This is a genomic window from Ensifer sp. LC384 (genome assembly GCF_001695865.1).
Classification (GTDB): Bacteria; Pseudomonadota; Alphaproteobacteria; order Rhizobiales; family Rhizobiaceae; genus Ensifer.
Window position 1 is genome coordinate 1 of the sequence record NZ_MBST01000041.1, and the last position, 25,035, is coordinate 25,035.

A 25,035-nucleotide genomic window follows, 5' to 3' on the forward strand; every position below is an offset into this window, starting at 1 on the left:
CAGTGATCGGGCTTATAGACCCCCATCCTCACAGACGTCAACAGTCAATTTCAAAAAACCGACAAGATCGAACAACCAACTGAAAACAAACAACAAATTCAAACGGAAGTTATCAACAGCCCGAAACAGACCAGCAAAACACCCAAACCAGAACCAGAATCATCGCCAAATCGGCAAAAAACATCGGGCAGGTCAGGAATCGCGCAGGAACCTGGCAGGCCGTCGATCATGGCTGAAGCGCCGGGCCGGCCGGCACCGGCGCTCGCTCGCGGCTGAAACACGCCCAATTCTCCCGCACGATCTGCGTCAGAAACTCGCGCACCGCCCTCACCCGCGGCACGGCAACCAGATCGCGGTGACAGATCATCCAATAGGTCCGCTTCAGTTCGATCTCGTCGGGCAGCACGATCTCGATGTCCTTTTCCTCGCGCGCCATGAAATGCGGCAGCACGCAGAGGCCAAGCCCCTGGCGCACGGCCTTTAGCTGGGTGAGAATGCTGGAACTCTGGAAATGCGCCCGCAAGCCCGGCTGGATCTCGCCGAGATAATCGAGCCCGGGCGCAAAGATCATGTCTTCGATGTAGCCGACGAAGCGATGGGCGGCGAGATCGTTGCGGCTCCTGATCGGCGGGTGGCTGGCGAGATAGCTGCGGGAACCATAGACATGTAGCGTATAGGGTGTCAGCACCTCGGAATGATAGGGACCGGCCTTTGGCGCCGTCAGCGCCACCGACAGATCTGCCTCCTTGCGCGACAGCGACATGATCTGCTGGATCGCCACGAGTTCCAGCGAAATGTTCGGGTAGGTCGCAGCAAAGCTCGACAACCTGTCCGACAGGAAGAAATTGCCGAAGCCTTCGAGCGTGCTCAGCCGCACGACGCCGCGCTGCGCCGTCAGGCCGTCGCTGATATCGAGCTGCAGCTGCTCGGTCTCGCGCTCGATGCGTTCAGCGGTCTCGACGAAACGCTGGCCGATCGCCGTCAGCACGTAGCCGCGCGGATTGCGCTCGAACAGCTTGACCTTGAGCGCGAATTCCAACCGGTCGATGCGACGCGAAACTGTCGCATGGCTGGTGCGCAGCCGCCTTGCCGCCGTCGACAGTTGCCCCGTGCGCGCCACCGCCAGAAAGAACTGCAAGTCGTCCCAGGTAAAGTTCGGATTCATGTCATCGCCCCCATCTGTTCGAAAATGAACAGACCCTGTTTGCAATTTACGGTCCGTGCCGCTTGCGTCCAAGCGATTTTTTCCGGATTGTACCGTCGGAGCCGGCATCTGAGGAGCATGTCTGGCCAAATTTGAACAGAACGGGACCGACTGTCCGGCAACGCCATGCGCTTTGCCGGAGCCGAGCGCGATTTTGCGCGAGACACTCCCGCCTGAAGCCTTTGGAGGAGGACAAGATGACGAAGAAACTGCTCACCGCATTCGCAATGATGCTTGCCAGCAGCACCGCGGCACTCGCCGACGCATCCGACGGCAAGGTCAAGATCGGCATTCTCAACGACCAGTCCGGCGTCTACGCCGATTTCGGCGGCAAGTCCTCCTATGAAGCCGCGCTGATGGCGGTGGAGGACTTCGGCGGCAAGGTTCTCGGCGTTCCGGTGGAGGTGATCACCGCCGACCACCAGAACAAGGCCGACATCGCCTCCAACATCGCCCGTCAGTGGTACGACACCGAACAGGTCGACAGCATCATGGAGCTGACGAGCTCCTCGGTCGGCCTCGCCGTCCAGGCATTGTCGAAGGAAAAGAAGAAGATCACCATCAATACCGGCGCGGCCACCACCGAACTGACCGGCAAGCAGTGCTCGCCCTATGGTTTCCACTGGGCCTATGACACCCATGCGCTTGCGGTCGGCACCGGCGGCGCGCTCGTCAAGCAGGGCGGCGACAGCTGGTTCTTCCTGACCGCCGACTACGCCTTCGGCTACTCGCTCGAGGAAAACACCGGCAACTACGTCAAAGAAAACGGCGGTACCGTCGTCGGCTCCGTCCGCCATCCGCTTGCGACCACCGACTTCTCGTCCTTCCTGCTGCAGGCGCAGTCTTCGGGTGCCAAGGTCATCGGCCTTGCCAATGCCGGCCTCGATACGTCCAACGCCATCAAGCAGGCAGCCGAATTCGGCATCGTCCAGGGCGGCCAGCGTCTGGCGGCGCTGCTCTTCACGCTCGCCGAGGTCCACGGCCTCGGCCTCGAAGCGGCACAGGGGCTGACGCTGACCGAAGGCTTCTACTGGAACCGCAACGAAGAGACGGCAAAGTTCGGCAAGCGCTTCATGGAACGCACCGGCAAGATGCCGAACATGGTTCACGCCGGCACCTACTCGGCCGTGCTTTCCTATCTCAAAGCGATCGAAAAGGCCGGCAGCGATGACGGCGATGCGGTTTCGAAGGAGTTGCATGTCCTTCCCGTCAACGACATCTTTGCCGAAAACGGCAAGGTCGCAGAGAACGGCCGCATGGTCCACGACATGTATCTGCTGGAAGTGAAGAAGCCGGACGAAAGCAAGGAGCCCTGGGACTATTTCAAGGTGCTCGCCACCATTCCGGGTGCCGAAGCCTTCATCGACCCGGCCAAGAGCGGCTGCGAACTCGTAAAATCGTGAGCGGTCGGATCGCGATGACCGCTGCCTCGTCAGAACAGAATGGAGCGCCGCGGGTGGTTTTGTCCGCCCGCGGTCTCCGTCGCGATTTCGGCGGCTTCACCGCCGTCAACAACGTCAACCTCGACGTCCACCATGCCCGCGTGCATGCGCTGATCGGCCCGAACGGCGCCGGCAAGACGACGGTCTTCAACCTGCTGACCAAGTTCCTACAGCCGACTGACGGCACGATCACGCTGCTGGGCGAAGACATCACCCGCATGGCGCCCGACAAGGTGGCGCGCATGGGACTGGTGCGCTCGTTCCAGATCTCGGCGGTGTTTCCGCATATGAGCGTGCTCGACAACGTGCGCGTGGCGCTGCAACGGCCGCACGGCCTTGCGACCCAGTTCTGGAAGCCGATGTCGGCACTCGACGGGCTGACGGCCAAGGCCGATCAGCTGATCCGTTCCGTCGGCCTCGACCGGGAGAGAAACGCGATTGCCGCCGACCTTTCCTACGGGCGCAAGCGGGTGTTGGAGATCGCCACGACCCTGGCGCTCGACCCGAAGGTCCTGCTGCTCGACGAGCCGATGGCCGGCATGGGCCACGAGGATGTCGGCATGGTGGCCGAGATCATCCGCGAGGTGGCGCGCGAACGCGCCGTGCTGATGGTCGAGCACAATCTCTCCGTCGTCTCGACGCTCTGCCATCACGTCACCGTCTTGCAGCGCGGCGAGATCCTCGCCGAGGGCGACTACGCAAATGTGTCAGCCGACCCGCGGGTGCGCACCGCCTATATGGGCACCGAGGAGGCCTGAGATGAAACCGCTTCTGAAAGTCTCCGGCCTCAACGCCTGGTACGGCGAAAGCCACATCCTGCATGGCGTCGACATGACGGTCGGCGAAGGCGAGATGGTCACCCTGCTCGGACGCAACGGCGTCGGCAAGACCACCACCCTGCGTTCGATCATGGGCATCGTGCGCAATCGCAAGGGCGCGATCGATTTTGCCGGCGAGGACCTGATCAAGGTGCCGCTGCACCGGGTCGCCCATCGCGGCCTCGGCTTCATCCCCGAGGAGCGCGGCATCTTCTCGACGCTGTCGGTCTACGAAAACCTGCTGTTGCCGCCGGCCGTGGCCAAGGGCGGCATGACGGTCGACGAGATCTTCGAGCTTTTCCCCAATCTGCACGAGCGCCGCAACAGCCCGGGCACCAAGCTTTCCGGTGGCGAACAGCAGATGCTGGCGATCGCCCGGATCTTGAGAACCGGTGTGCGCATGATGCTGCTCGACGAGCCGACCGAGGGGCTTGCCCCGGTCATCGTCCAGCGCATCGGCGACGTGCTCAAGACATTGAAGGAGCGCGGCATGACCGTTCTTCTGGTCGAGCAGAATTTCCGCTTCGCCAGCAAGGTAGCCGACCGCTTCTACCTGATGGATCATGGCCGCATGGTCGGCGAGTTTCCGGTCTCGGAACTCTCCGCCCGCATGGACATGCTGCATGACGTGCTGGGGGTCTGAGCCATGACCATGATCTTTGGAATTCCGCTGCAAGCCTTCCTCGGCCAACTGCTGATCGGCCTGATCAACGGCTCGTTCTATGCACTCTTGAGCCTCGGCCTTGCGATCATCTTCGGCCTGCTGCGCGTCATCAACTTCGCCCACGGCGCGCAATATATGCTCGGCGCCTTCTTTGCCTGGATGCTGCTGTCCTATTTCGGCATCGGCTACTGGCCGGCGCTGATCGTCGCGCCGCTTGCCGTCGGGCTTGTCGGCGCCGTCATCGAACGCACGATGCTGCGGCGGCTCTATTCGCTTGATCCGCTCTACGGCCTGCTCTTCACCTTCGGCCTGGCGCTGACGATCGAAGGCACGTTCCGTTATCTCTATGGCGCTTCGGGCCAGCCCTATGCCACGCCGGCAGCGCTTGCGGGCGGCACCAATCTCGGCTTCATGTTCCTGCCGGTCTATCGCGGCTGGGTGATCGCCTTCTCTCTCATCGTCTGCATCGGCACCTGGCTGGTGATCGAGAAGACCAAGCTCGGCTCCTATTTGCGTGCGGCGACCGAAAACCCGATCCTCGTCCAGTCTTTCGGCATCAACGTGCCGTTCCTGCTGACGCTGACCTATGCGCTTGGAGCCGCACTCGCCGCCCTTGCAGGCGTGCTCGCGGCGCCGATCTACCAGGTCTCGCCGTTGATGGGCTCGAACATCATCATCGTTGTCTTCGCCGTCGTGGTCGTCGGCGGCATGGGCTCGATCATGGGGGCGATCGTCACCGGCTACCTGCTTGGCGTCGCCGAAGGGCTGACCAAGGTCTTCTACCCCGAGGCTTCCAACATCGTGATCTTCGTGATCATGGCCATCGTTCTCCTGATACGGCCGGCAGGCCTCTTCGGCCGGGATGTTTGATATGACATTGACACTCGATATCGATAAGCCCAGGGAAAAGAAGCCGGTCGTCGCGCAGACGATGTTCCTGGCGGCGGGTCTTGCCCTGCTCGTGCTCGCCCCCTTGTTCTTCTATCCCGTCTTCCTGATGAAGCTCTTGTGCTTCGCGCTGTTTGCCTGCGCCTTCAATCTGCTGCTCGGCTATACCGGTCTGCTCTCCTTCGGGCACGCGGCCTTCTTCGGCGGGGCCGCCTATTTCACCGCCCATGCGGTCAAGGAATGGGGGCTGCCGCCGGAACTCGGCATTCTCGTCGGCGTCGCGGGGGCAGCATTTCTCGGTGCGATCATCGGTTATCTCGCAATTCGCAGGCAGGGCATCTACTTCGCCATGATCACGCTGGCGCTGGCGCAGATGTTCTATTTCTTCTGCCTGCAGGCCGAGTTCACCAAGGGTGAGGACGGCATCCAGTCCGTGCCGCGCGGCCATCTCTTCGGCTTCATTGATCTCAGCCAGTCGACCAACATGTATTACTTCGTGCTCGGCGTCTTCATCATCGGCGTCGCGATCATCTGGCGGATCATTCACTCGCCCTTCGGCATGATCCTGAAGTCGATCCGTGAGAACGAGACGCGCGCCGTCTCGCTCGGCTACTCCGTGCGCAATTACAAACTTGCCGCCTTCGTCATGTCGGCGGCGCTCACCGGCCTTGCCGGCGGCGTCAAGGCCCTGGTCTTCCAGTTTGCGACGTTGACCGACGTCAGCTGGCAGATGTCGGGCGAGGTCATCCTGATGACGCTGCTCGGCGGCATCGGCACGCTGATCGGTCCACTGTTCGGCGCCGGCCTCGTCGTGATTTTGCAGAACTACCTCGCAACCTCCGAATTCCCGGTCACCATCATCACCGGCCTGGTGTTCATGGTCTGCGTGCTGCTTTTCCGGCGCGGCATCGTCGGCGAGTTCTACAATTCGAGGCTCGGCCGCAAGCTCGGTTTCGAACATCGCCACTAGAACGTTCCTCGAGGAAGAGAGCGAGCCCGGTCCCGATTGCGCCGGACCGGGCAACGACACAAGAGAAAGCCTATGGACACGTTCGACTACATTGTCGTCGGAGCGGGTAGCGCCGGTTGCGTTCTGGCCAACCGCCTTTCCGAAAATCCGGATCGCCGCGTCCTGCTGCTCGAAGCCGGCGGCAGCGACAATTATCACTGGATCCACATTCCGGTCGGCTATCTCTATTGCATCAACAACCCCCGCACCGACTGGTGTTTCACCACCGCCGCCGAGGAGGGCCTGAACGGCCGCGCGCTCGGCTATCCCCGCGGCAAGGTGCTCGGCGGCTGCTCGTCGATCAACGGCATGATTTACATGCGCGGCCAGGCGCGAGACTACGACCATTGGCGCCAACTGGGGTGCACCGGCTGGGGCTGGGACGACGTCCTGCCGCATTTCCGCAAGTCGGAAGACCACTATCGCGGCGCCGACGAGATGCATGGCGCGGGCGGCGAATGGCGGGTGGAGAAGGCACGCGTTCGCTGGGCCGTGCTGGACGCCTTCCAGAAGGCAGCGACCGAGGCCGGCATTCCGGAAACGACGGACTTCAACCGCGGCAACAATGAAGGCTCGGGCTATTTCGACGTCAACCAACGCTCCGGCATCAGGTGGAACACGGCCAAGGCGTTTCTGCGGCCCGCGCGCAACCGGCACAATCTGACTGTTCTTACGAAGGCGCATGTCCGCCGATTGGTGATCGAGGAAGGTCGCATCGCCGGCGTCGAATTCCAGCATGACGGCATGGTCACACAGGCGCGGTGTCGCCGCGAAACCATTCTTTCTGCCGGTGCCATCGGCTCGCCGCAGATATTGGAGCTCTCCGGTATCGGTCGTGGCGATGTGCTGCGCGACAACGGTATCGCGGTCCGGCACGAGCTGGTTGGCGTCGGCGAAAACCTGCAGGATCACCTGCAATTGCGCCTCGCCTACAAGGTGACCGGGGTGCCGACACTGAACGAGAAGGCAAGCACGCTCCTTGGCAAGGCGGCGATCGGTCTCGAATATCTCGCGAGGCGCTCTGGCCCGATGGCCATGGCGCCGAGCCAGCTCGGCATCTTCACCCGTTCCGGCTCCGAGAAGGAGACGCCGGATCTGCAATATCACGTCCAGCCGGTGTCGCTCGAGAAGTTCGGCGAACCGGTTCATCCCTTCCCGGCGATTACTGCCAGCGTCTGCAACCTGCGGCCGGAAAGTCGGGGATCGGTACATCTCAAAGGGCCGGATTTCGCCGCAGCGCCCGACATTCGCCCGCGCTATCTGACGGCTGAGGCCGACCGCGATGTCGCGGTCCGCTCCATCCGCCTGACGCGTCGCATCGTCAACCAGCCATCCTTCGCCCGCTTCAACCCGACCGAGTTCAAGCCGGGACCGTCCTACGAGAGTGACGAGGATCTGCGCCGCGCCGCCGGCGATATCGGCACGACGATCTTCCACCCGGTCGGCACCTGCCGGATGGGGGCGGATCCGGCGAGTGTCGTCGACGCGGAGCTGCGCCTGCGCGGCCTGCACGGCCTGCGCATCGCCGATGCCTCGATCATGCCGACGATCACCTCGGGCAACACCAATTCGCCGACGATCATGATCGCCGAAAAGGCGGCGACGATGATCCTCGAAGCCAACCGCTGAGGGTTTTTCCGGCCGATTTCACCGGCGCGATTACGGTAAACCGGACCAAAAGCGACACGGAAACCTTAAAATCCGGGATCGGAACCTCTATATGAGCCAGCGAAGGCCCTCGTGGGCCCAAGCACAATACAAGGGGTTTGAATGGCAATGCAGCGTTTTGGACGAGCTCTGGCGATGATGGCGATCGGTCTCACTGTCGCGCTCACAGTTGTGGATGTCGCCGAGGCCCGGCGCTCGGGCGGCGGCTTCGGCAGCCGCGGCACACGCACCTTTTCGCAGCCGCCCGTCACCCGCACCGCGCCGACAAACGCGGCACCGATCGACCGTACGATGACGCCGCGCCAGGATGCCGGCCCGACGACCACCAATCCCGGGGCAGCCCAGACGCGCCCGACCGGTGCCAACACGCCCAATGCACGACCCGGCTTCTTCAGCGGCTTCGGCGGTTCGCTTCTCGGCGGCCTCATGGTCGGCGGCCTGATCGGCATGCTGATGGGCGGCGGCTTCGGCGGCGCCGCCGGCTTCCTCGGCCTGATCGTCCAGATGCTGCTGATCGGCGGCGTGATCATGCTGGCGATGCGTTTCTTCGGCCGCAACCGCCAGCCGGCCTATGCCGGCCCGTCTGAGCGGTCGTCAGCGAACGCGCCTTCGGCCGGCGTGCCCTCGTTCAAGATCCCGAGCATCGGTGGTGGCCAAGCGGGTGGTCAGGCGAATGCGCGCCCCACCGTTGCAGCCGCACCGGCGCCTGCCGCCGACGGCCCTGCCGACGAAATCGGCATCGGCCAGTCGGACCTCGAGCAGTTCGAGAAGATGCTGAAGGACGTTCAGGCGGCCTACGCGGCCGAGGACTACGGCACCTTGCGTCGCCTGACGACGCCCGAAGCCATGTCCTATCTCGCCGAAGAACTCAGCGACAACGCCACCAGCGGCGTCAAGAACGACGTCAGCGACGTCCATCTCGTCCAGGGTGACGTCGCCGAAGCCTGGTCGGAAGATGGTACGGACTACGCAACCGTTGCCATGCGCTACGAGAGCATCGACGTGATGCGCGACCGCACCACCGGGCGTGTCGTCAGCGGCGATCCGGACAATCTGACCGAAGCCGTCGAGCTCTGGACCTTCGTACGCAAGGCTTCCGGCGAGTGGCAGGTGTCGGCGATCCAGGGCGTCGGGCACGCCTGATAGCGCCAACGACCTAAACCCTTGAGACCCGGCCGGCCCATCCGACCGGGTCTTTTTTTGCGCATCCGCCACCACCCGATTACACCGGCCCGACAGGGTGAAGCGCAGGTTCATTTGGCTCGCATAACGACGGAGGCGAGTGCCACTGCGTCATCGGCTACTGCATAATTCCTCAAATCGGAATCGATTTAAGGATAAAATTATGCAGCAAGTTTAAAGCGTTACAGCGTCCTTTGGGCGTCATATTTGACGCGCGGCGCTGTAGTAACCGGTTCCTCATCGCCGAGAAGGCGCGCGACGAGCGCCCGCAACCAGCGATGCCCCGGGTCGCCGTCGCGACGACGGTGCCAGATCTGCTCGAAGTCGAACGGCGGAATGGCAAAGGGCGGTTCGAAGACGGCAAGCCCGTCGGCGTCTGCCTGCGGAAGGATGCGGCGGGCGACGGTCAGGACGAGATCCGTACCACGCACCAGGCCGGGCGCGACGCTCCAGTGCGGAACCGCAAGACAGATGCGGCGTGCATTTCCCGTCGCCGCCAGCGCAAGATCGATCTCATTGCTGGCATCGCCACGCAACGACACCAGCACATGCGGCCGGACGAGATATTCGGCAAGATCAATGGCTAGCGATCCGCCAAGCCGCGACGCGTCTGCAAGGCAGGCAAAGCTTTCCCTGAAAAGCAGCGATGACCGGATGCCTTCACCGTGCGCCGGGAACACGCCCAGGGCCAGATCGATCTCTCCGTCCACCACCTGCGACGCCATGACCTCGCGGCTCGCCTGGCTGACGATCAGATCGACATGTGGCGCCTCGACCCGCAGGGTCGCCATCAGCCTCGGCAGCAGCACCGCCGCACCATAGTCCGACATCGCCACTCGGAACACATGCCGCTCCGTTGCAGGGTCGAAACCTGCCGGCGCAAGCAGCGACCGCATCCGAGCCATTGCTTCAGCGAGCCGCGGCGCGATCTCAAGCGCCCGTATGGTCGGCTCCAGCCGCCCACCATGCCGCACCAGCAGGGGATCATTGAAGAGATCGCGCAAGCGGGCCAGCGCATGGCTGACCGCAGGCTGGCTCTTGTTCAGGCGCACTGCGGCGCGCGAAACATGGCGTTCGGCCAACAGCGCATCGAGCACAACAAGCAGGTTCAGATCGATTCCAGCGAGGTTATTCATCTTACGAATATAGACCGTGCAAACTGCGAATTTCCATTCTTGATTTGAATGATCGACCATAGGCCCGTCAAACAGATCGGAATATCGTCATGGCAAATGCTGGCCCACTCCTCCTCATCCTCGCAGCTGTCTTCGCCGGGGCGGTCGTCCCGCTGCAGGCCGGCGCCAACGTCGTGCTCGGCCGCCTGGTCGGTCATCCTCTATGGGCGACCGCCGTTTCGCTCGGCGTCAGCCTCGCCCTCATCATCCCCATCATGATCGCCTTTCGCGTGCCGATGCCGAGCCCCGGCGAGGCACTGAAGGGCCCTTGGTGGATCTGGATCGGCGGCGCAGCCGGCGTCATCTACATCACCGCGGCCCTTCTCCTCGCCCCGAAGCTCGGCGCCGCCAGCTTCATCGTCGCGGTAATTGCCGGACAGATGGCGGTCTCGATCATCATCGACCACTTCGGCCTGATGGGCTTTCCGGAAAAACAGGTGAGCGTCGCCCGCCTCGTCGGCGTCGCGCTGATCATCAGCGGCATGGTGATCACGCAGATCGCAAGCACCATGCCGGCACTCGCAAGCCAGGCCCGGTGACCATGCGCACCTCCCCGCCACAATTCTTGTCGCTGCCCAGCCGCCGTGATAACAAGCGTTCATGTCGACCGAACCACACCAGATGGCGTGACGAGCCCCGCAAGGCGGGGCTTGCAGCAGCGAGTCATCGGCGCTCTCGTCTCAAATCGCGTCGCGAGAAAGCTGGTCGATGCACAGTCGCTGCTGACCGCCTATCTCGTCGCAAGCCTTCTCGAAGGCGTGACGACGCTCGCGGTGGTCTTCGCGCCGAACCATGCGCTGGCAACGGCAATGCTGATCATCGGTGGCATGCCGGAGATGGTCGCCTTCGCCGCCTATTTCACGCTTATCCAGCAACGGCTGAGCCTTGAGCGCCAGGCCGTTTTCTATGCGCTGAGCCTGCCGTTGATGGATCTGTTCATGGTCGCTGGCGTCCTGGCGGGCACGCTTTACAGTGACGGCTGGATGACGCTTCGGCAATTCTGGTTCATTGCCGGCGCCAGTGCGATCCTTCCCGTTCTTCCGTTCCTTGCCTGGAGGCCTCTGAGCCGAAGCACGTAAGGGCCTCAGCGAAAAGCAAGATAGCCCAGAAAAAGTATGGCCGGCCGCTGGCGCGATCCCCATCGAGAGGGCCATACTCTGCCGGGCTGAAATGAGGGTACAGGCATGCGGGACAAGTTGTTCATTGACGGCAAATGGGAGAAACCCCGCCGCGGCGGTACGCTCGACGTGATCGATCCGGCGACGGAGGAAGTCATCCACCATGCGCCCGCAGCCACCTATGACGATATCGACCGCGCCGTCAAAGCCGCCCGCATTGCGTTTGACAGCGGCCCGTGGCCGAAGCTTTCCGGCACCGAACGGGCCGTCTATCTCAGGGCGATTGCCGAGAAGATCGAGGAAAGGCGGCACTCTCTGGCGCGTCTCGAAGTCACCGACAACGGCAAGCCGCTGACGGAAGCGCTATGGGATATCGACGATGCCGCCGGTTGCTTCCGCTACTATGCCGGGCTTGCCGAGGAACTCGACGCCAATCCCGAGGAAACGATCGCCGTCGGCGACAACCGGTTCACCGCCCGCGCCATTCGCGAACCGCTCGGTGTCGTCGGCGCGATCACGCCCTGGAACTATCCGCTGCTGATGGTCTCCTGGAAGGTGGCACCGGCGCTTGCCGCCGGCTGCACCATCGTGCTGAAACCGTCCGAATTGACGCCGCTGACGGCGCTGGAACTGGGCGCCATTGCCGAGGAAATAGAGCTTCCGCCGGGCGTGCTCAACATCGTCACCGGCACCGGCCAGGATGCGGGCCAGCCGCTGACCGAGCACCCGCTGGTCGACAAGCTCGCCTTTACCGGCTCGGTACCCACAGGGCGAAAGGTGATGATGGCCGGTGCCCAGGACATCAAAAACATCAGCCTCGAGCTCGGCGGCAAGTCTCCCTTCGTGGTCTTTGCCGACAGCGATATCGACAAAGCAGTCGAATGGATCATGTTCGGCATCTTCTGGAACCAGGGGCAGGTCTGTTCAGCAACCTCGCGCGTGCTCGTCGAGGAGCCGATCTACGATGCCGTCGTCAAAAGGCTCTGCGAAGAGGCGGCCAAGATCACCATCGGCAACGGCCTCGACGAGGGCACGCTGCTAGGGCCGATCGTTTCCAAGGGACAATATGACAAGGTCCTGACCGCGATCGACCGTGCCCGCCAGGACGGAGCGACCATCGCGGCGGGGGGCGGCAGGCCCGCCGGTTTCAACAGCGGCTATTTCATCGAACCGACCGTGCTGACCGACATGGGCGAAGACAGCTATGTCTGGCGTGAGGAAATCTTCGGGCCGGTCGTCTGCGTCAAGCCGTTTACGGACGAGGTTGATGCGGTGCGCATGGCCAACGACAGCCGTTTCGGCCTTGCCGCCGCGGTCATGTCTGCCGACAAGCAGCGCTGCGAGCGCGTCGCCCGGGCTTTTCGCGCCGGCATCGTCTGGGTCAACTGCTCGCAACCGACCTTCCCTGAAGCGCCCTGGGGCGGCTACAAGCAGTCGGGCATCGGCCGCGAGCTCGGTCGCTGGGGCCTTGCCAACTATCTCGAGACCAAGCAGATCACCAGCTTCGATGCCGACGAGCCGTGGGGCTGGTACATCAAGGCGTAGAGGCGCCCCCGCAGCAAAGGCGCCGGCCTCGACGGGCGGCGTCAAATTCCCTTCATGCGCCTATGGAATAAGCCAGATAACGGTAGCATCATGCCGCGAGCTGCCGCACTGCGCGCTTGTGCGCTGGAGGGATGCGATGAACAGGTTAAACGGCGACTTCGATGGGCAGGACTGGCTCGAGGCGGAACTCGCCGATACGCTCGATGAAGACTACGAGCTCGAGCTTTCCGAGCCGGCGCTTTCGGAAGAGATCCGCAAGATCTACCGCAAGAACCACCCGCCGTCGCTTCCGCGCATCGACTATTTCCGCACCCTGATAGGTTTGCAATCCGAACTGATCAAGCTGCAGGACTGGGTCGTGCACCACAAGGAGAAGGTCGTGGTGATCTTCGAGGGGCGCGATTCTGCCGGCAAGGGCGGCGTGATCAAGCGCATTACCCAGCGGCTCAATCCGCGCGTCGTCAGGGTCACGGCGCTGCCCGCCCCGTCGGACCGCGAAAAGACCCAATGGTATTTCCAGCGCTACGTGCCGCATCTGCCGGCCGGCGGCGAGATCGTGCTGTTCGACCGCTCCTGGTACAATCGTTCCGGCGTCGAACGCGTCATGGGCTTTGCCAGCGAAGACCAGGTCGAGCAGTTCTTCAACGACGTGCCGGAATTCGAGCGCATGCTGGTGCGCTCCGGCATCCGGCTGGTCAAATACTGGTTCTCGATCACTGACGAGGAGCAGCAGATGCGCTTCCTCGTGCGCATCCACGACCCGCTGAAGCAGTGGAAGCTGTCGCCGATGGATCTGCAGTCGCGCGTGCGCTGGGAGGCCTATACCAAGGCCAAGGAAGAGACCTTCGCCAGAACCAACATTCCCGAAGCGCCGTGGCACATCGTCGAAGGCAACGACAAGAAGCGGGCGCGGCTGAACTGTATGGATCACCTGCTGCAGCAGATTCCCTATGAGGATGTGCCGCACGAGGAAATCACCCTGCCGGAGCGGGTCTTCAACCCGGACTACGAGCGCAAGGTGCTGCCGCCCGAACTCTACGTGCCGTCAAAATACTGACCGCGGCTCTGGCACGACATGGTGCAAGGCCGGCGCTTTCCGGCCCTGCGCTCTTGCCAAGGTGACGCGGAAATCGGACAGTCCATGAAACGACAGTTTCATGGAATTGGCAATGAGTCCCAAAGAGCGATCCTTCCTCACCCGCGTTCGTCAGGTCCTGCCGGAGCTCCATCCGGCGGAGCGGCGCCTTGGAGATTTTCTCTGCGACTTTCCCGGCGAAGTCGCCAGCTATTCCGCCCAGGAACTGGCAGCTCTGGCGCATGTGTCGAAGGCCACCGTGTCACGTTTCATCCAGCGGCTAGGCTATGAAAACTACGAGGAAGCGCGCCGCCATGCGCGTGCCGACAAGCAGACGGGATCGCGCCTCTTCCTGGCGACAAGCGCCGATACGGCGGGCGAGCAATCCGTCACCGCCCATGTCGCGCAAGGGGTCGCCAATATCGAAGCCACGTTTCTCGCGATATCGGAAACCCAGATCAACACCGCGTCTGCAGCGCTGTTGAAGGCGCGCAAGGTCTGGGTCATCGGCTTTCGCGCCAGCCATTCCTTCGCCACCTATCTGCAATGGCAGCTGACACAGGTGATCGAGAACATCTCGGCCATTCCCGGTGGCGGACAGACGCTGGGCGAGCATCTCGTCAGCTTCACGCCCGACGACGTCGTCATCGTCTTCGGCCTGCGCCGCCGCATCGCGCTGATGGACGCGCTGCTCAACCAGGTGGAAAAATCCGGAGCCCGCCTGCTCTACATCACCGACGAAGGCGTACCCTTCCTCAGCCAGGCCGAGTGGCATTTCCGCTGCCAGACGCTGGCGCCCGGGCCCCTCTTCAACCACGTCTCCGTCATGGCGCTCTGCCATCTCTTGACGACGCGATGCATCGAAACGGCCGGTGTGACCGGTCGCAACCGTCTGCGCGGCATCGAAGCCCTGAACGACGCGCTCGAAGAACTGTGACCGTTGTTTGGGCATCTGCCTGAAACTGAGGTGCATTATTCGATCATAAGAAATCACAGTTTCACGCGGCGGATACAGACCGACTTTTGTCCATATATCTGATTATAAACGCGAAACTATGGTTTCTCATCTTTTGGCACGAAACCTGCATTCCTCGATGGCGTTGTTTCGAAGATGAATTGTGCTGGACGACAAGAGCGCCCGCCAGGCGCGAAACGTCCGGTTCGCCCGGTTCGAAGCAAAATTTCAGTATGAAACTACGATTTCTTGATGTAGCATCATGAAACTAAGTTTTCACGCCAGTTAAGCCATAAAGGGGAACAAACCATGGCAGCGGAAAATATGGTGCCGTCCGGCAAGTCTTCGCCGGTCATTCGACAGTTGGAATCAGCATTCACCAAGATCGGCGTCACCGGCGCCCACAAGCAGATCATCGCCCTCGTTCTGATCGGCTGCCTGTTCGACAGTTTCGAGCAGAACACCATCGGCGTCGCCGGCCCCATCCTGAAGGAACATTGGGGCCTGACCGGTACGGATATCGGCTTCCTCAACACCATCACCTTCGGCAGCGCCGCCATCGGCCGGTTGCTGTCGGGCATCCTCGGCGATCGCTACGGCCGCCGCGTGATGCTGACGATCAACCTTCTGCTCTTCACCATCGGCTCGGCCGCCTGCGCGCTCGCACCGAATTTCGCGGCGCTGTGCTTTGCCCGCGCCATTGTCGGCTTCGGCGTCGGCGGTGAAATCTCCACCGCAGTGACGATGCTGTCGGAATTCTGCTCGCCGAAATTCCGCGGCACGGCCGCCGGCCTCGTCAATGTCGGTGCCGGCGGCTTCGGCAACTTCCTCGCCCCCGCCTTCGGCCTGCTGATCTTCACGCTCTTCCCGGGGGAAAACAGCTGGCGCTGGCTGTTCGCCGCGCTCGCACTGCCGGCGCTGCTCGTGGTCTTCTATCGCCGTTTCGTGCCCGAAACCCCGCGGTTCCTTGCCTCGCAGGGAAAGATCGACGAGGCCAACAAGGTGCTGTCGATCCTCGCCTCCGGATCGCTGCGGCCGCGTAATCTTAAGGTCGAGGAATATCTGACCAAGGACCACGTCCAGGACGAAGCGCCCGTGAAGAGTGATTGGAAAGAGCTTTTCCGGGCACCGTTCATCGGCCGGACCATCCCCGTTGCGATCGCCATCCTGATGAGCTACGGCGCCCAACTGTCGGTGCTCACACTGATGCCGATCATCTTCGTGTCGATGGGCTACACCCTGCAGGGCAGCCTGCTCTATAGCATGATCATCCAGAGCGGCAGCGTGCTCGGCGCCATCGCCGCCTCGATGTTCGGCTACTATTTCCCGCGCAAGAAGGTGCTGACAACAGGTGCGGTCTTCGCCTGCCTGGCAGCGGTTTCGATCGCCTATCTCGGAACCAACATCTACCTCGTCTTGATGTTCGGAGCGATCTTCCAGTTCTTCGTGCTCTTGCTCAACACCTCGATCTGGATCTACGCGCCGGAACTCTTCCCGACGCGCATCCGTGCCTTCGGCGTCGCACTCATCCTGGCAACGGGATCGGCAGCGGGCTCCTTCGTTCCGACGATCTCCGGCATGCTGTTCGACACCTACGGCATGGTCGGGGTGTTCGGTCTGGCGGCCGGCATGTACGCGGTCTTCGCATTCTGCATCCAGCTCGGTCCCGAGACCTATGGCATGTCGATGGAAGATCTGGACCAGCCGGCGGACGCCGACCTCGCCAAGGCTGAACCAAAACAGGTCAATGTCGGCATGGAAGTCAGAACGTGACCGCACATATCCTGTTGATCAACCCGAACAGCTCGCACGCAACAAGCAGCATGATGCTCGCCATCGCTGAGCGGGCTGTAACCGGACGCTTGGCCGTGGCAATCGCCACGGCCAAGCGGAACCCGCAGATGATCGTCACGCCGCAGCAGTTGACGGCCGCGGCTGACGAGGTCATCGAGATCGGCACGTCCCATGCCGCGGATTGCCTCGGCATCATCGTCAGCGCCTTCGGTGATCCCGGCCTTGCCGCCCTTAAGGATCGTGTCGACATCCCCGTCGTCGGCATCTGCGAGGCATCGATGATCGAAGCCGCGCGAAACGGCCGCAAGTTCGGCGTCGCAACCACGACCCCGGACCTGATCGAAGCGATCGACGAGCGCGCCCACGACCTCGGCCTTGCCGGCCAATACACCGGCATCCGTTGCACGCCCGGCGATCCGCTCGCGCTTGCCGGCGATGAAAAACGGCTGCGGGAACAGCTCGGCGAAGCGGTCCGGCACTGCATCGAACTGGATGGCGCCGGGGCCGTCATCATCGGCGGCGGCCCGCTCGGCCAGGCGGCCGAACAGTTGCAGCCCGATTTCACCACGCCGATCATCGCCCCCATCCCTTGCGCGGTGGAGCGCGTGCTCGACCTGATGCGGGTCAACGCCTGACTCGCCACTTTCGAAGCCCGATCCGGCCGGCAATTTCGCCGGACACATCAGGGCGAACCGGGTAGGCCCGGGCCTGCGCCGGCGACTGACCTTGTTGACGGCAAGGACTCTGTGATATTTTCGAATGTCCTTGCATGCAAAACCGAAGCTGGGGCGGAGGTGGCGCGATGAACTGTCTTTGTGCTTCGGTCGCCGGGCTGGCGTTTTTCACCTCGACGGCATTTGCGGGTCCCTTGCATGACGCGGCAAGAGACGGCGACATCAAGCGCGTCACACAGTTGCTGGATCAGGGGACCGACATCACCGCGCCGGACACGGCCGGCGAGCCGGCATTGCTGATTGCGTCGCTAGCCGGGCAGCCGGATGTGGTCACTCTGCTGCTCGATCGCGGCTGCGACATCGATATCCGCAACAAAGGCGGGCTGACCGCCCTGCATGCCGCCGCCTATGGCGGCAATCTCGACACCGTCAAGCTACTGCTGGCCAAGGGCGCCGATGTTAACGACACCAAGAACTTCTACCATATGTCGCCTCTGCATGCCGCCGCCGAGGAAGGCCACGCCGACGTCGTGGCCTTGCTGCTAACCCAGAAGGCCGAAGTCGAGGCGAAGGAACGCAATGGCTACACGCCGCTGACGCAGGCCGGCTGGCGCTCGCACTGGGACGCAGCCGAGCTTCTCTTGAAGGCGGGCGCCACCTGCCAGAAGGCCGACCTCGTCGGCGACTGGCTCTATACCGAATGCACGAAGCGGAAGTGACGCCAGAAGCGCGCCACCCGCATCCGGAAATCGGAGAAAAGGAATGTCCTACCATCAATACGCATGCGTCATCGGCGTCTCTGCGATGGCGTTTCTGGCGCTGTCCGGTCCCACAATGGCCGAGGACCTCGTCAACACCGGCTATTTCGGCGATGTCGCCATCAAGGGCTACGACCCGGTCGCCTATTTCACCGAAAGCAAGGCTTTAGAGGGTTCGCCGCAATATTCCTACCGCTGGCTCGGGGCGAACTGGCAGTTTGCCAGCGCCGAGAACCGTGAACTGTTCATCCGCGAACCCACCCGCTACGCCCCGCAATATGGCGGCTACTGCGCCGACGGCGTCTCATTTGGAACGGTGACCACCAACATCGACCCGAAGGCCTGGCGCATCATCGAGGGCAAGCTGTTCCTGAGCTACGATCCGGGTGCGGCGGAAGGTTTTGAGAAGAACCCGAACAAGCTGGTCGATTCCAAGAAGCACTGGTCCGAAGTTGAAAACACGCTCATTTCGGAAAAGCTCGGCACCACCTGGCAGAAGGCGCGCTGACACTCGGTCCTCACGGTATAGTCGTCACTGCGCGATCGAGAAGAATTTCAGCGCCTGCGGCGTCACGTGGATGAACTCGGCGCCGCGCTCGCCCTTGGCCGTGTTGCGATAGACGTAGCCGCAGACCATTCGGTCGAGAAAATAACCGTCGAACTTCTCGCAGAGCTGGTTGCCCTTCACCTCGGCGCGGCCGGTGATGCTCGTATTGGCGCTGCGATAGGCGGTATTGCCGGCCTTATCGAAGAATTGCACGAAACTCGTGCCATTCTTGTGCCGCCCGCTCCAGGTCTTGTCGAGGGTCAGGACGCCAAGTTCCGCGGGACCTATTCGGTCGGCCGCAGCCCCGACGAAACCGAAGGGCCACTCCGGAATGCCCGCGGTGCGCAGGCCGTGTAAATGGCGATTGAGGTCCTCTTCGCGCCAATAATCATAGAGATAGCCGTAGTAGGTAAGGTTGGTGTCGGGAAAGAGCTGAAGCAGCTTCTCGCCTTCCGCCACCGCGCGGGCTCGATCGCCGCGCTGGGCATAGGCAGACGCCAGATATTCCCGTGCAGCCTCTGCGTTCGGCAAGGCCTCGCCCGCGGCTTCGATGAGCGGGATCGCTCGGTCGTTGTCGCGTGCCGTGTAATAGACGATGCCGGCCAGCAGCCGAAAACTCGGGGATGGCGACGGATCGAGCCTCAATGCCCGCTCCAGATCGGCGATCGCCTGTTGGTGGTCTCCGGTCTGCGCGAGGATCAGCGCCAGATTGGCGAAGGCCTCGGCATCGCTCGGCTGCGCCCGGACCGCCCTGGCCGCTGATTCCCGCGCCTCCGTCTCGCGGCCGTCGACGAGTTGCAGCAATGCCAGCACCGTGTGGGCGCGCGCATTGTTGGCGTCGAGCTTCAGCGCCTCACCCGCAGCGTCATAGGCGATCTTGCGGGCGACTGCCGCCGACCAGAGATAATTGTAGTCGTTGCGCCAGACGTCGACGGCAACCCGCGCTATCCCCGCATGGGCATTGGCGAAGCGCGGGTCGAGATCGATCGCCTTTTGATAGAAGGCCAGCGTCTGGCGATAGGTATCGACGTCGCTGTAGACGAGCCCCTGCTGCTCGGCCCGCATGTAATAATCATAGGCCTCGAGATTGTCGGTCGGGATGCGCGCCAGCTGGTCGCGCTCGCCTTCGCTGAGCTTGACCTCGAGCGCCGAGATGATCTTGCCGATGACATCGTCCTGGACCGCGAAGAGATCGGCATATTGCCGGTCGTAGCGCTCCGCCCAGAGCGACAGACCGCTCATCGCATCGATCAGCTTGACGTTGATGCGCAGGCGCTGATCGGCCCGCTGCAGCGTTCCCTCGAGAATGTAGTGAACCCCGAGTTCCGCTGCCACGTCCTGAATCTTCCAGGCGCTGTCCTTCATTGCGAACACCGAGTGACGGGCGATGACGAACAGGCCGGACACTTTCGAAAGCTCGGTGATGAGGTCGTCGGTCAACCCTTCGGCCAGATGGTCGTGATCCCGGTCACCGCTGACATTGATGAACGGCAGGACGGCGACGGAGGGCTGGTCCGGCAGGGGATAGGCAAAGCGCTCGGTCGGCGTTTCCGGCAGAACGAGCGTCCACGGCTGCCACCAGGCGGCGGCAAATGCGAGGGCCAGCATCACGGCGCCGGCAATGAGTATCCTCCTTCGCGCGGCACTCTGCTTCGTATCCTTGACGATCGTCTTGCCGGCATCGGTCGGGTCGAGCAGCACGCGGTAGACGCGGATGGGCTCGGCGATCCCCCTGACCGTCTGCTCGCCGAGCGAGGCATAACCGACGCCAACATTCGAGTGGACCTGGTCGTAGGCCGTGCCGGATATGGCGATGCCGCCCGGCTCGGCGAGCCCCTGCACCCGATCGGCGGTGTTGACACCATCGCCGTGAATGTCGTCGCCTTCGACGATGATGTCGCCGAGGTTGATGCCGATGCGGAAATCGAGCCGCCGATCGGCTGCGGCCTTGTCAACCTGTTCGGACTTGCGCTGCTGGATCTCCACCGCACAGCGAAGCGCGTCGACAACGCTGCGGAATTCCACCAGCAGCCCGTCGCCCATCGTCTTGACCAGCCGGCCGTGGTGTTCGGCAAATTGCGGCTCAAGAATATCGTGCAGGTCGCTCTGGAATCTGGCGCGCGTTCCCTCCTCGTCGAGCCGGCTCAGGCGACTGTATCCGGCGACGTCGGCAATCAGAACGGCTGCGAGGCGGCGCTCCATCGACGGTCTCTTCACCTGCGATGTATTCCAGCAGCGATGTTACCGCAGGTCGTCAGGCGCCGCCATCGCGTCGACAGAGAACGACAGCAGCGCCGTCGTAACTGTTACGTACTTGCGGTTTTCCGCCCGTCGCACACCATCGAACCATCGCTGGCCCGCACGGCTTTGCGCGTGCCGTCCGATTGCTCGGCGGCCGGCTCTGCACGCGTTCATCTGGAGGATCTTGCCATGCTCAGACGACGGACCTTGCTGATCTACGGCGCGCTTGCTGCCACGTTCCCGCATATGGCAGCCTTGCCGGCCGTGGCCGCCGATGCCGCCCTCACACCGGATGAAGCACGCGCGATCGCCAAGGAAGCGACGATCTACGGATTTCCGCTGGTCGACAATTATCGCGTCCAGCACTCCTATTTCGTCGATGCCGGCGGCCTCGAGTTCAAGGCGCCCTGGAACGAACTCGTCAACAATGCGCGAGTCTACACGCCGGACGACAAGGCGATCCAGACGCCGAACTCCGACACGCCCTACTCCTATATCGGCGCCGATCTCAGGACAGAGCCGCTGGTGTTCACGGTGCCGGCGGTCGAGAAGGAGCGGTACTACTCGCTGCAATTCATCGACCTCTACACCTTCAACTTCGCCTATCTCGGCAGCCGCGCGACCGGCAACGAGGCAGGCAGCTACCTGCTTGCGGGACCGAACTGGAAAGGCGAGACACCGCCCGGGATCAAATCCGTGATCCGCTCGGAAACGGAATTCGCTTTCGTGCTCTACCGCACGCAGCTCTTCAATCCCGGCGATATAGAGAACGTCAAGAAGATCCAGACCGGCTACAAGGTCGAACCGCTGTCAAAATTCCTCGGCCAGCCCGCACCGGCACCCGCGCCATCTGTCGACTTCATCGCCCCCTTGAGCGCCGCCGACGAAAAGACCTCGCCCGATTTCTTCAGAGTACTCAACTTCATTCTGCAGTTCTGCCCGACCGATCCTTCGGAGAAGGCGTTGATGGCCCGCTTCGCCGAGCTGAACATCGGTGCCGGCAAGACATTCGACCTGCAGGCCTTCCCGCCGGAAATCCAGAAGGCGATCACCGACGGCATGGCCGACGCCTGGGCTGCTTTCAAAGAACACAAGGAAACCATGGTCGATACCGGCAAGGTTTCGAGCGCCGACAGCTTCGGCACGCGGGCATTCCTGAAAAACGACTACATGCAGCGCATGTCAGGCGCGGCGCTCGGCATCTACGGCAACTCCAAGGAAGAGGCCCTCTATCCCGCCTATTTCATCGACGACCAAAAGAAACCGCTGACCGGCGCCGGCAAGTACACCCTGCGCTTCGAGCCGGGGCAACTGCCGCCCGTCAACGCCTTCTGGTCCCTCACCCTCTATGATCTGCCTTCCAGCCTGCTCTACGCCAATCCGCTCAACCGTTATCTCATCAACTCGCCGATGCTGCCCGGCCTGAAGAAGGACGCCGATGGCGGCCTGACGCTCTACATTCAGAACGAAAGCCCCGGTCCCGACAAGGAGGCCAACTGGTTGCCGGCGCCAACCGGCCCGTTCTTCGTGGCGATGCGCCTCTACTGGCCGAAACCGGACGCGCTGGACGGCAAGTGGAAGGCCCCGCCGCTGCAACACGTCAACTGAGCACCGAGGATCACGACATGACGACATTTCGCATCACCTTCGCTCTGGCGGCGGTTGCCATGATCGGCACGATGCCGGCCAAGGCAGCCGATCCTGTTATCGTCGGCGTCGACAATTTCATCCGCGCCGAGAGCGACATGTATGCCGCCGCCATGGTCAAGGACGGGGCGCTGGGCAAGTTCCTGCATCGCCGCGAGCCGGCCTCGATCGACAACCAGACCGTCATTCGCCTCAACCGCGACACGCTCTATTCCTCAGTGGTCTTCGACCTCGACGCCGGCCCGGTCACGATCACGCTGCCCGATGCCGGAAAGCGCTTCATGTCGATGCAGGTGATCAACGAGGATCACTACGTGCCACAGGTGACCTATGATGCCGGCGAGCATAGGCTGACGAAGGAAAGCGTCGGCACACGCTATGCAGTGGTCGGGATCCGGACGCTCGTGGATCCTGCCGATCCCAAAGATCTCGACGAGGTCCACGCGCTGCAGGACGCGATCAAGGTCAGCCAGAAGAGCATCGGCACCTTCGAGGTCCCCGCCTGGGATCCGGCGAGCCAGAAGACCGTGCGCGAAGCGCTGCTTGTGCTCGGCTCAACCATGCCGGACTTCAAGAGGGCCTTCGGGACCAAGAAGGACGTCGATCCGGTTCGCCATCTGATCGGGACCGCTACCGGCTGGGGCGGGAACCCGGACAAGGATGCGACCTATCTCAACGTCACACCGGCGAAAAACGATGGCACAACTGTCTATAAGCTCACTGTGAAAGATGTGCCGGTCGACGCGTTCTGGTCGGTGAGCGTCTACAATGCGGCGGGATACTACGAGAAGAACCAGTACGGCGCCTACACCATCAACAACATCACCGCGAAGAAAGGCGACGACGGCGCAATCGCGATCCAGTTCGGCGGTTGCGACGGCAAGATAGCCAATTGCCTGCCGACGACGAAGGGCTGGAATTACACCGTGCGCCTCTATCGGCCGCGGCAGGAAATACTGGATGGAACCTGGCAGTTTCCAGAGCCGAGCGCGGTCAACTAGAGCATTTCCAGGAAAAGTGCGAAGCGGTTTTCCGTCAAGAAATGCGTAAAATAAAGAGTTATAGCGTTTCTGCGATTCCGTTTAGACCGGAAACGCTCTAGGCAGCCTTCGGAACCCGGAACCGAAGCAATCACTGGTCGCGCATCGCGTGGAAAGCGCGGCAGGCAAACGAATTATCAGTGAGGTTAGATCTGCGCCTGCCTGACCGGCAGACCGTGGCAGCACCTGGATCGGGCAATGAATGCGGTCAGGCGCCTGTGCGCTTGCGCGCCGGCTGGCGCTTCGGCGCCGGGGAAACCGGTTCGGCATCAGCCTCTTGCAAAAGCCGCTGTGCCCTAAGCTTCTCGGTCTTCTTCTCACGCGCCAGCTTTTCGGCCGCGACGATACCGCGGGCCGTATGATCGGTCGCGGCAGCCTTGTCGCTTGCCGACAGCCGCTCGGGCTTGAAAAGATCTTTCTTCGTCGACGTCATGCGTACCTCCTCGCTCGGGCGTGGACCGATGCCGAAATCGGCATCGGTGCCTCAGATTTAGCGGGTGCGGACGGCCTTCTTCGGCGCCGGCAGCAGGCCTTCGCGCTGAAGCTTCTTGCGTGCGAGCTTGCGCTGGCGACGAACGGCTTCCGCCTTTTCGCGAACGCGCTTTTCCGACGGCTTTTCATAGGCGCTGCGCGCCTTGAATTCGCGGAACAGTCCCTCCCGCTGCATCTTCTTCTTCAGGATGCGGAGCGCCTGGTCGACGTTGTTGTCTCTGACGAGTACCTGCAAGATGTATCCTTCCCTTTGGTTGGTGGCCGCACATCGGCGGACCGAAATTGGCGTAGCTATCTTCCGATCCGGATGCGCGACGGTTTCAGCCAGGGTTCACCCTTGGCAATGCTGCGCGACGGTCCCTCTTCGATGGGAGAGGCCGCCTCTGTGGTCTCGACGTCGCTTGCAACGATGCGACGTTCGAAGTTCTCGCCGTCGAAACGGACGCGATATTGTGTTTCGCCGTGGTCGGCGGGCAGGACACCGATGATCCGGCACGTCCTTATGGCGGGTGCCAGCTTGGTGAAATCGGCCCTTACGGTCACCGTGTCGCCAACGGCACAAACTCTGCGGGTCATCATAGTTTCTTTCCCCGGAATGTGCAGGGTCCGGACGCAAAAAGGCCGGGCTTCACCCGACCTCTTCCCGTCAATCAAACGTCCCCAGCCAGTACATCCGTGGTCGGGGGAGGCAGATGACGATTCATTCCGCCCGGAGATTGTCGGCGGAGTTCTTGCCGGTCTTGCGGTCGCGGACGATGTCGTAGGTGACCTTCTGGCCTTCCGCCAGCGAGCCCATGCCTGCACGCTCTACAGCGGAAACATGAACGAACACGTCGGTCGTGCCGTCATCCGGCTGGATGAAGCCAAAACCCTTGGTGCCATTGAACCACTTTACAGTGCCTGAATTCATAACGATCTCCTTTCAATCGTTGATTTCGCTCGACGGGTATTCGCCGAGCCGTGTCGATGTTGAGAGGAAATCTGACAACGCTTTTCAGCGCTTTGACAAAGGTCGCAAGCAATATTCGATGGCACCCATATAATTCTTTTTTCGGGATTTTCAATGTTTCATTTGGAAAACGACCCGAAATGCAACTGC

At 62.3% G+C, this 25,035-nt stretch carries 26 protein-coding genes; 18 read left to right on the plus strand and 8 right to left on the minus strand.

The window, feature by feature from the left end; all coding sequences use genetic code 11:
- Positions 1-98 precede the first annotated feature (98 nt).
- Entirely contained in the window at positions 99-230 is a 132-nt protein-coding gene (locus BC363_RS36255; RefSeq protein WP_280137953.1) for a hypothetical protein, read from the minus strand.
- Positions 227-1,165: a LysR family transcriptional regulator gene (locus BC363_RS24705; RefSeq protein ID WP_065785565.1), complete on the minus strand. Its 939-nt coding sequence runs from the start codon at positions 1,163-1,165 to the stop codon at positions 227-229. The genes BC363_RS36255 and BC363_RS24705 overlap by 4 nt, the downstream gene beginning before the upstream one ends.
- 236 nt (positions 1,166-1,401) lie before the next feature.
- On the opposite strand from BC363_RS24705, the gene BC363_RS24710 reads away from it, so the two are divergent.
- The 7 genes from BC363_RS24710 (at position 1,402) to BC363_RS24740 (ending at position 8,836) form a co-directional block, all read left to right on the plus strand.
- On the plus strand, positions 1,402-2,607 hold the full coding sequence (locus BC363_RS24710) for an ABC transporter substrate-binding protein (protein WP_065785566.1): 1,206 nt from the start codon (positions 1,402-1,404) through the stop codon (positions 2,605-2,607).
- Positions 2,608-2,621: 14 nt separating this feature from the next.
- Positions 2,622-3,404 (plus strand): ABC transporter ATP-binding protein, encoded by a 783-nt coding sequence (locus BC363_RS24715; protein ID WP_065785589.1) that lies wholly within the window; start codon positions 2,622-2,624, stop codon positions 3,402-3,404.
- A 1-nt stretch (position 3,405) separates the two neighbouring features.
- Complete coding sequence (locus tag BC363_RS24720) at positions 3,406-4,107, plus strand: ABC transporter ATP-binding protein (RefSeq protein WP_065785567.1); 702 nt, start codon at positions 3,406-3,408, stop codon at positions 4,105-4,107.
- Between the two features lie 3 nt (positions 4,108-4,110).
- Positions 4,111-4,998, plus strand: coding sequence for a branched-chain amino acid ABC transporter permease (locus BC363_RS24725; RefSeq protein ID WP_065785568.1), 888 nt, complete (start codon positions 4,111-4,113; stop codon positions 4,996-4,998).
- Positions 4,991-5,986 carry a branched-chain amino acid ABC transporter permease gene (locus BC363_RS24730; RefSeq protein ID WP_065785569.1) on the plus strand — a complete coding sequence of 332 codons (996 nt, stop codon included), beginning with the start codon at positions 4,991-4,993 and terminating at the stop codon, positions 5,984-5,986. Before BC363_RS24725 ends, BC363_RS24730 begins: the two co-directional genes overlap by 8 nt.
- 72 nt (positions 5,987-6,058) lie before the next feature.
- The gene (locus BC363_RS24735) at positions 6,059-7,654 is read left to right on the plus strand and encodes a GMC family oxidoreductase N-terminal domain-containing protein (RefSeq protein ID WP_065785570.1); all 1,596 of its coding nucleotides are present in this window, start codon (positions 6,059-6,061) and stop codon (positions 7,652-7,654) included.
- A 147-nt stretch (positions 7,655-7,801) separates the two neighbouring features.
- The gene (locus BC363_RS24740) at positions 7,802-8,836 is read left to right on the plus strand and encodes a Tim44 domain-containing protein (RefSeq protein ID WP_141690421.1); all 1,035 of its coding nucleotides are present in this window, start codon (positions 7,802-7,804) and stop codon (positions 8,834-8,836) included.
- Positions 8,837-9,057: 221 nt separating this feature from the next.
- On the opposite strand, the gene BC363_RS24745 is transcribed toward BC363_RS24740, so the two are convergent.
- Positions 9,058-10,011, minus strand: a complete 954-nt coding sequence (locus tag BC363_RS24745; protein ID WP_065785572.1) for a LysR family transcriptional regulator — start codon at positions 10,009-10,011, stop codon at positions 9,058-9,060.
- An 89-nt stretch (positions 10,012-10,100) separates the two neighbouring features.
- Between BC363_RS24745 and BC363_RS24750 the strand changes: the two genes are divergently transcribed.
- The 9 genes from BC363_RS24750 (at position 10,101) to BC363_RS24790 (ending at position 18,477) form a co-directional block, all read left to right on the plus strand.
- On the plus strand, positions 10,101-10,589 hold the full coding sequence (locus BC363_RS24750; RefSeq protein WP_065785573.1) for a DMT family transporter: 489 nt from the start codon (positions 10,101-10,103) through the stop codon (positions 10,587-10,589).
- A gap of 111 nt (positions 10,590-10,700) precedes the next feature.
- Complete coding sequence (locus BC363_RS24755) at positions 10,701-11,129, plus strand: hypothetical protein (RefSeq protein ID WP_065785574.1); 429 nt, start codon at positions 10,701-10,703, stop codon at positions 11,127-11,129.
- A 105-nt stretch (positions 11,130-11,234) separates the two neighbouring features.
- Positions 11,235-12,713 carry an aldehyde dehydrogenase family protein gene (locus BC363_RS24760; RefSeq protein WP_065785575.1) on the plus strand — a complete coding sequence of 493 codons (1,479 nt, stop codon included), beginning with the start codon at positions 11,235-11,237 and terminating at the stop codon, positions 12,711-12,713.
- Between the two features lie 136 nt (positions 12,714-12,849).
- On the plus strand, positions 12,850-13,770 hold the full coding sequence (ppk2, locus tag BC363_RS24765; protein WP_065785576.1) for a polyphosphate kinase 2: 921 nt from the start codon (positions 12,850-12,852) through the stop codon (positions 13,768-13,770).
- 112 nt (positions 13,771-13,882) lie between these two features.
- Complete coding sequence (locus BC363_RS24770; RefSeq protein ID WP_065785590.1) at positions 13,883-14,725, plus strand: MurR/RpiR family transcriptional regulator; 843 nt, start codon at positions 13,883-13,885, stop codon at positions 14,723-14,725.
- 327 nt (positions 14,726-15,052) lie between these two features.
- Complete coding sequence (locus BC363_RS24775; RefSeq protein ID WP_065785577.1) at positions 15,053-16,516, plus strand: MFS transporter; 1,464 nt, start codon at positions 15,053-15,055, stop codon at positions 16,514-16,516.
- The gene (locus tag BC363_RS24780; RefSeq protein WP_065785578.1) at positions 16,513-17,172 is read left to right on the plus strand and encodes an aspartate/glutamate racemase family protein; all 660 of its coding nucleotides are present in this window, start codon (positions 16,513-16,515) and stop codon (positions 17,170-17,172) included. Before BC363_RS24775 ends, BC363_RS24780 begins: the two co-directional genes overlap by 4 nt.
- Before the next feature lie 167 nt (positions 17,173-17,339).
- The gene (locus BC363_RS24785; protein WP_065785579.1) at positions 17,340-17,930 is read left to right on the plus strand and encodes an ankyrin repeat domain-containing protein; all 591 of its coding nucleotides are present in this window, start codon (positions 17,340-17,342) and stop codon (positions 17,928-17,930) included.
- Positions 17,931-18,015: 85 nt separating this feature from the next.
- Positions 18,016-18,477, plus strand: coding sequence for a YHS domain-containing (seleno)protein (locus BC363_RS24790; protein ID WP_141690423.1), 462 nt, complete (start codon positions 18,016-18,018; stop codon positions 18,475-18,477).
- A 24-nt stretch (positions 18,478-18,501) separates the two neighbouring features.
- Here BC363_RS24790 and BC363_RS24795 read toward each other — a convergent pair whose 3' ends face one another.
- The gene (locus BC363_RS24795) at positions 18,502-20,718 is read right to left on the minus strand and encodes an adenylate/guanylate cyclase domain-containing protein (RefSeq protein WP_065785581.1); all 2,217 of its coding nucleotides are present in this window, start codon (positions 20,716-20,718) and stop codon (positions 18,502-18,504) included.
- A gap of 285 nt (positions 20,719-21,003) precedes the next feature.
- On the opposite strand from BC363_RS24795, the gene BC363_RS24800 reads away from it, so the two are divergent.
- Positions 21,004-22,365 carry a DUF1254 domain-containing protein gene (locus BC363_RS24800; RefSeq protein ID WP_244519946.1) on the plus strand — a complete coding sequence of 454 codons (1,362 nt, stop codon included), beginning with the start codon at positions 21,004-21,006 and terminating at the stop codon, positions 22,363-22,365.
- Positions 22,366-22,382: 17 nt separating this feature from the next.
- Positions 22,383-23,405, plus strand: a complete 1,023-nt coding sequence (locus tag BC363_RS24805) for a DUF1254 domain-containing protein (RefSeq protein ID WP_065785583.1) — start codon at positions 22,383-22,385, stop codon at positions 23,403-23,405.
- Between the two features lie 247 nt (positions 23,406-23,652).
- Here BC363_RS24805 and BC363_RS24810 read toward each other — a convergent pair whose 3' ends face one another.
- From BC363_RS24810 to BC363_RS24825, 4 genes are all read right to left on the minus strand, one after another.
- Complete coding sequence (locus BC363_RS24810) at positions 23,653-23,877, minus strand: hypothetical protein (protein ID WP_065785584.1); 225 nt, start codon at positions 23,875-23,877, stop codon at positions 23,653-23,655.
- A gap of 57 nt (positions 23,878-23,934) precedes the next feature.
- Positions 23,935-24,171 (minus strand): 30S ribosomal protein S21, encoded by a 237-nt coding sequence (gene rpsU, locus BC363_RS24815; RefSeq protein ID WP_025424996.1) that lies wholly within the window; start codon positions 24,169-24,171, stop codon positions 23,935-23,937.
- A gap of 56 nt (positions 24,172-24,227) precedes the next feature.
- Complete coding sequence (locus BC363_RS24820; RefSeq protein WP_065785591.1) at positions 24,228-24,512, minus strand: cold-shock protein; 285 nt, start codon at positions 24,510-24,512, stop codon at positions 24,228-24,230.
- Between the two features lie 124 nt (positions 24,513-24,636).
- Entirely contained in the window at positions 24,637-24,846 is a 210-nt protein-coding gene (locus BC363_RS24825; protein WP_025424998.1) for a cold-shock protein, read from the minus strand.
- Positions 24,847-25,035 lie beyond the last annotated feature (189 nt).

Coding starts and splice junctions, on each gene's coding strand:
- BC363_RS36255 (WP_280137953.1), bottom strand. CDS start 230: ATGATCGACGGCCTGCCAGGTTCCTGCGCGATTCCTGACCTGCCCGAT.
- BC363_RS24705 (WP_065785565.1), bottom strand. CDS start 1,165: ATGAATCCGAACTTTACCTGGGACGACTTGCAGTTCTTTCTGGCGGTG.
- BC363_RS24710 (WP_065785566.1), top strand. CDS start 1,402: ATGACGAAGAAACTGCTCACCGCATTCGCAATGATGCTTGCCAGCAGC.
- BC363_RS24715 (WP_065785589.1), top strand. CDS start 2,622: ATGACCGCTGCCTCGTCAGAACAGAATGGAGCGCCGCGGGTGGTTTTG.
- BC363_RS24720 (WP_065785567.1), top strand. CDS start 3,406: ATGAAACCGCTTCTGAAAGTCTCCGGCCTCAACGCCTGGTACGGCGAA.
- BC363_RS24725 (WP_065785568.1), top strand. CDS start 4,111: ATGACCATGATCTTTGGAATTCCGCTGCAAGCCTTCCTCGGCCAACTG.
- BC363_RS24730 (WP_065785569.1), top strand. CDS start 4,991: ATGTTTGATATGACATTGACACTCGATATCGATAAGCCCAGGGAAAAG.
- BC363_RS24735 (WP_065785570.1), top strand. CDS start 6,059: ATGGACACGTTCGACTACATTGTCGTCGGAGCGGGTAGCGCCGGTTGC.
- BC363_RS24740 (WP_141690421.1), top strand. CDS start 7,802: ATGCAGCGTTTTGGACGAGCTCTGGCGATGATGGCGATCGGTCTCACT.
- BC363_RS24745 (WP_065785572.1), bottom strand. CDS start 10,011: ATGAATAACCTCGCTGGAATCGATCTGAACCTGCTTGTTGTGCTCGAT.
- BC363_RS24750 (WP_065785573.1), top strand. CDS start 10,101: ATGGCAAATGCTGGCCCACTCCTCCTCATCCTCGCAGCTGTCTTCGCC.
- BC363_RS24760 (WP_065785575.1), top strand. CDS start 11,235: ATGCGGGACAAGTTGTTCATTGACGGCAAATGGGAGAAACCCCGCCGC.
- ppk2 (WP_065785576.1), top strand. CDS start 12,850: ATGAACAGGTTAAACGGCGACTTCGATGGGCAGGACTGGCTCGAGGCG.
- BC363_RS24770 (WP_065785590.1), top strand. CDS start 13,883: ATGAGTCCCAAAGAGCGATCCTTCCTCACCCGCGTTCGTCAGGTCCTG.
- BC363_RS24775 (WP_065785577.1), top strand. CDS start 15,053: ATGGCAGCGGAAAATATGGTGCCGTCCGGCAAGTCTTCGCCGGTCATT.
- BC363_RS24785 (WP_065785579.1), top strand. CDS start 17,340: ATGAACTGTCTTTGTGCTTCGGTCGCCGGGCTGGCGTTTTTCACCTCG.
- BC363_RS24790 (WP_141690423.1), top strand. CDS start 18,016: ATGGCGTTTCTGGCGCTGTCCGGTCCCACAATGGCCGAGGACCTCGTC.
- BC363_RS24795 (WP_065785581.1), bottom strand. CDS start 20,718: ATGGAGCGCCGCCTCGCAGCCGTTCTGATTGCCGACGTCGCCGGATAC.
- BC363_RS24800 (WP_244519946.1), top strand. CDS start 21,004: ATGGCAGCCTTGCCGGCCGTGGCCGCCGATGCCGCCCTCACACCGGAT.
- BC363_RS24805 (WP_065785583.1), top strand. CDS start 22,383: ATGACGACATTTCGCATCACCTTCGCTCTGGCGGCGGTTGCCATGATC.
- BC363_RS24810 (WP_065785584.1), bottom strand. CDS start 23,877: ATGACGTCGACGAAGAAAGATCTTTTCAAGCCCGAGCGGCTGTCGGCA.
- BC363_RS24820 (WP_065785591.1), bottom strand. CDS start 24,512: ATGACCCGCAGAGTTTGTGCCGTTGGCGACACGGTGACCGTAAGGGCC.
- BC363_RS24825 (WP_025424998.1), bottom strand. CDS start 24,846: ATGAATTCAGGCACTGTAAAGTGGTTCAATGGCACCAAGGGTTTTGGC.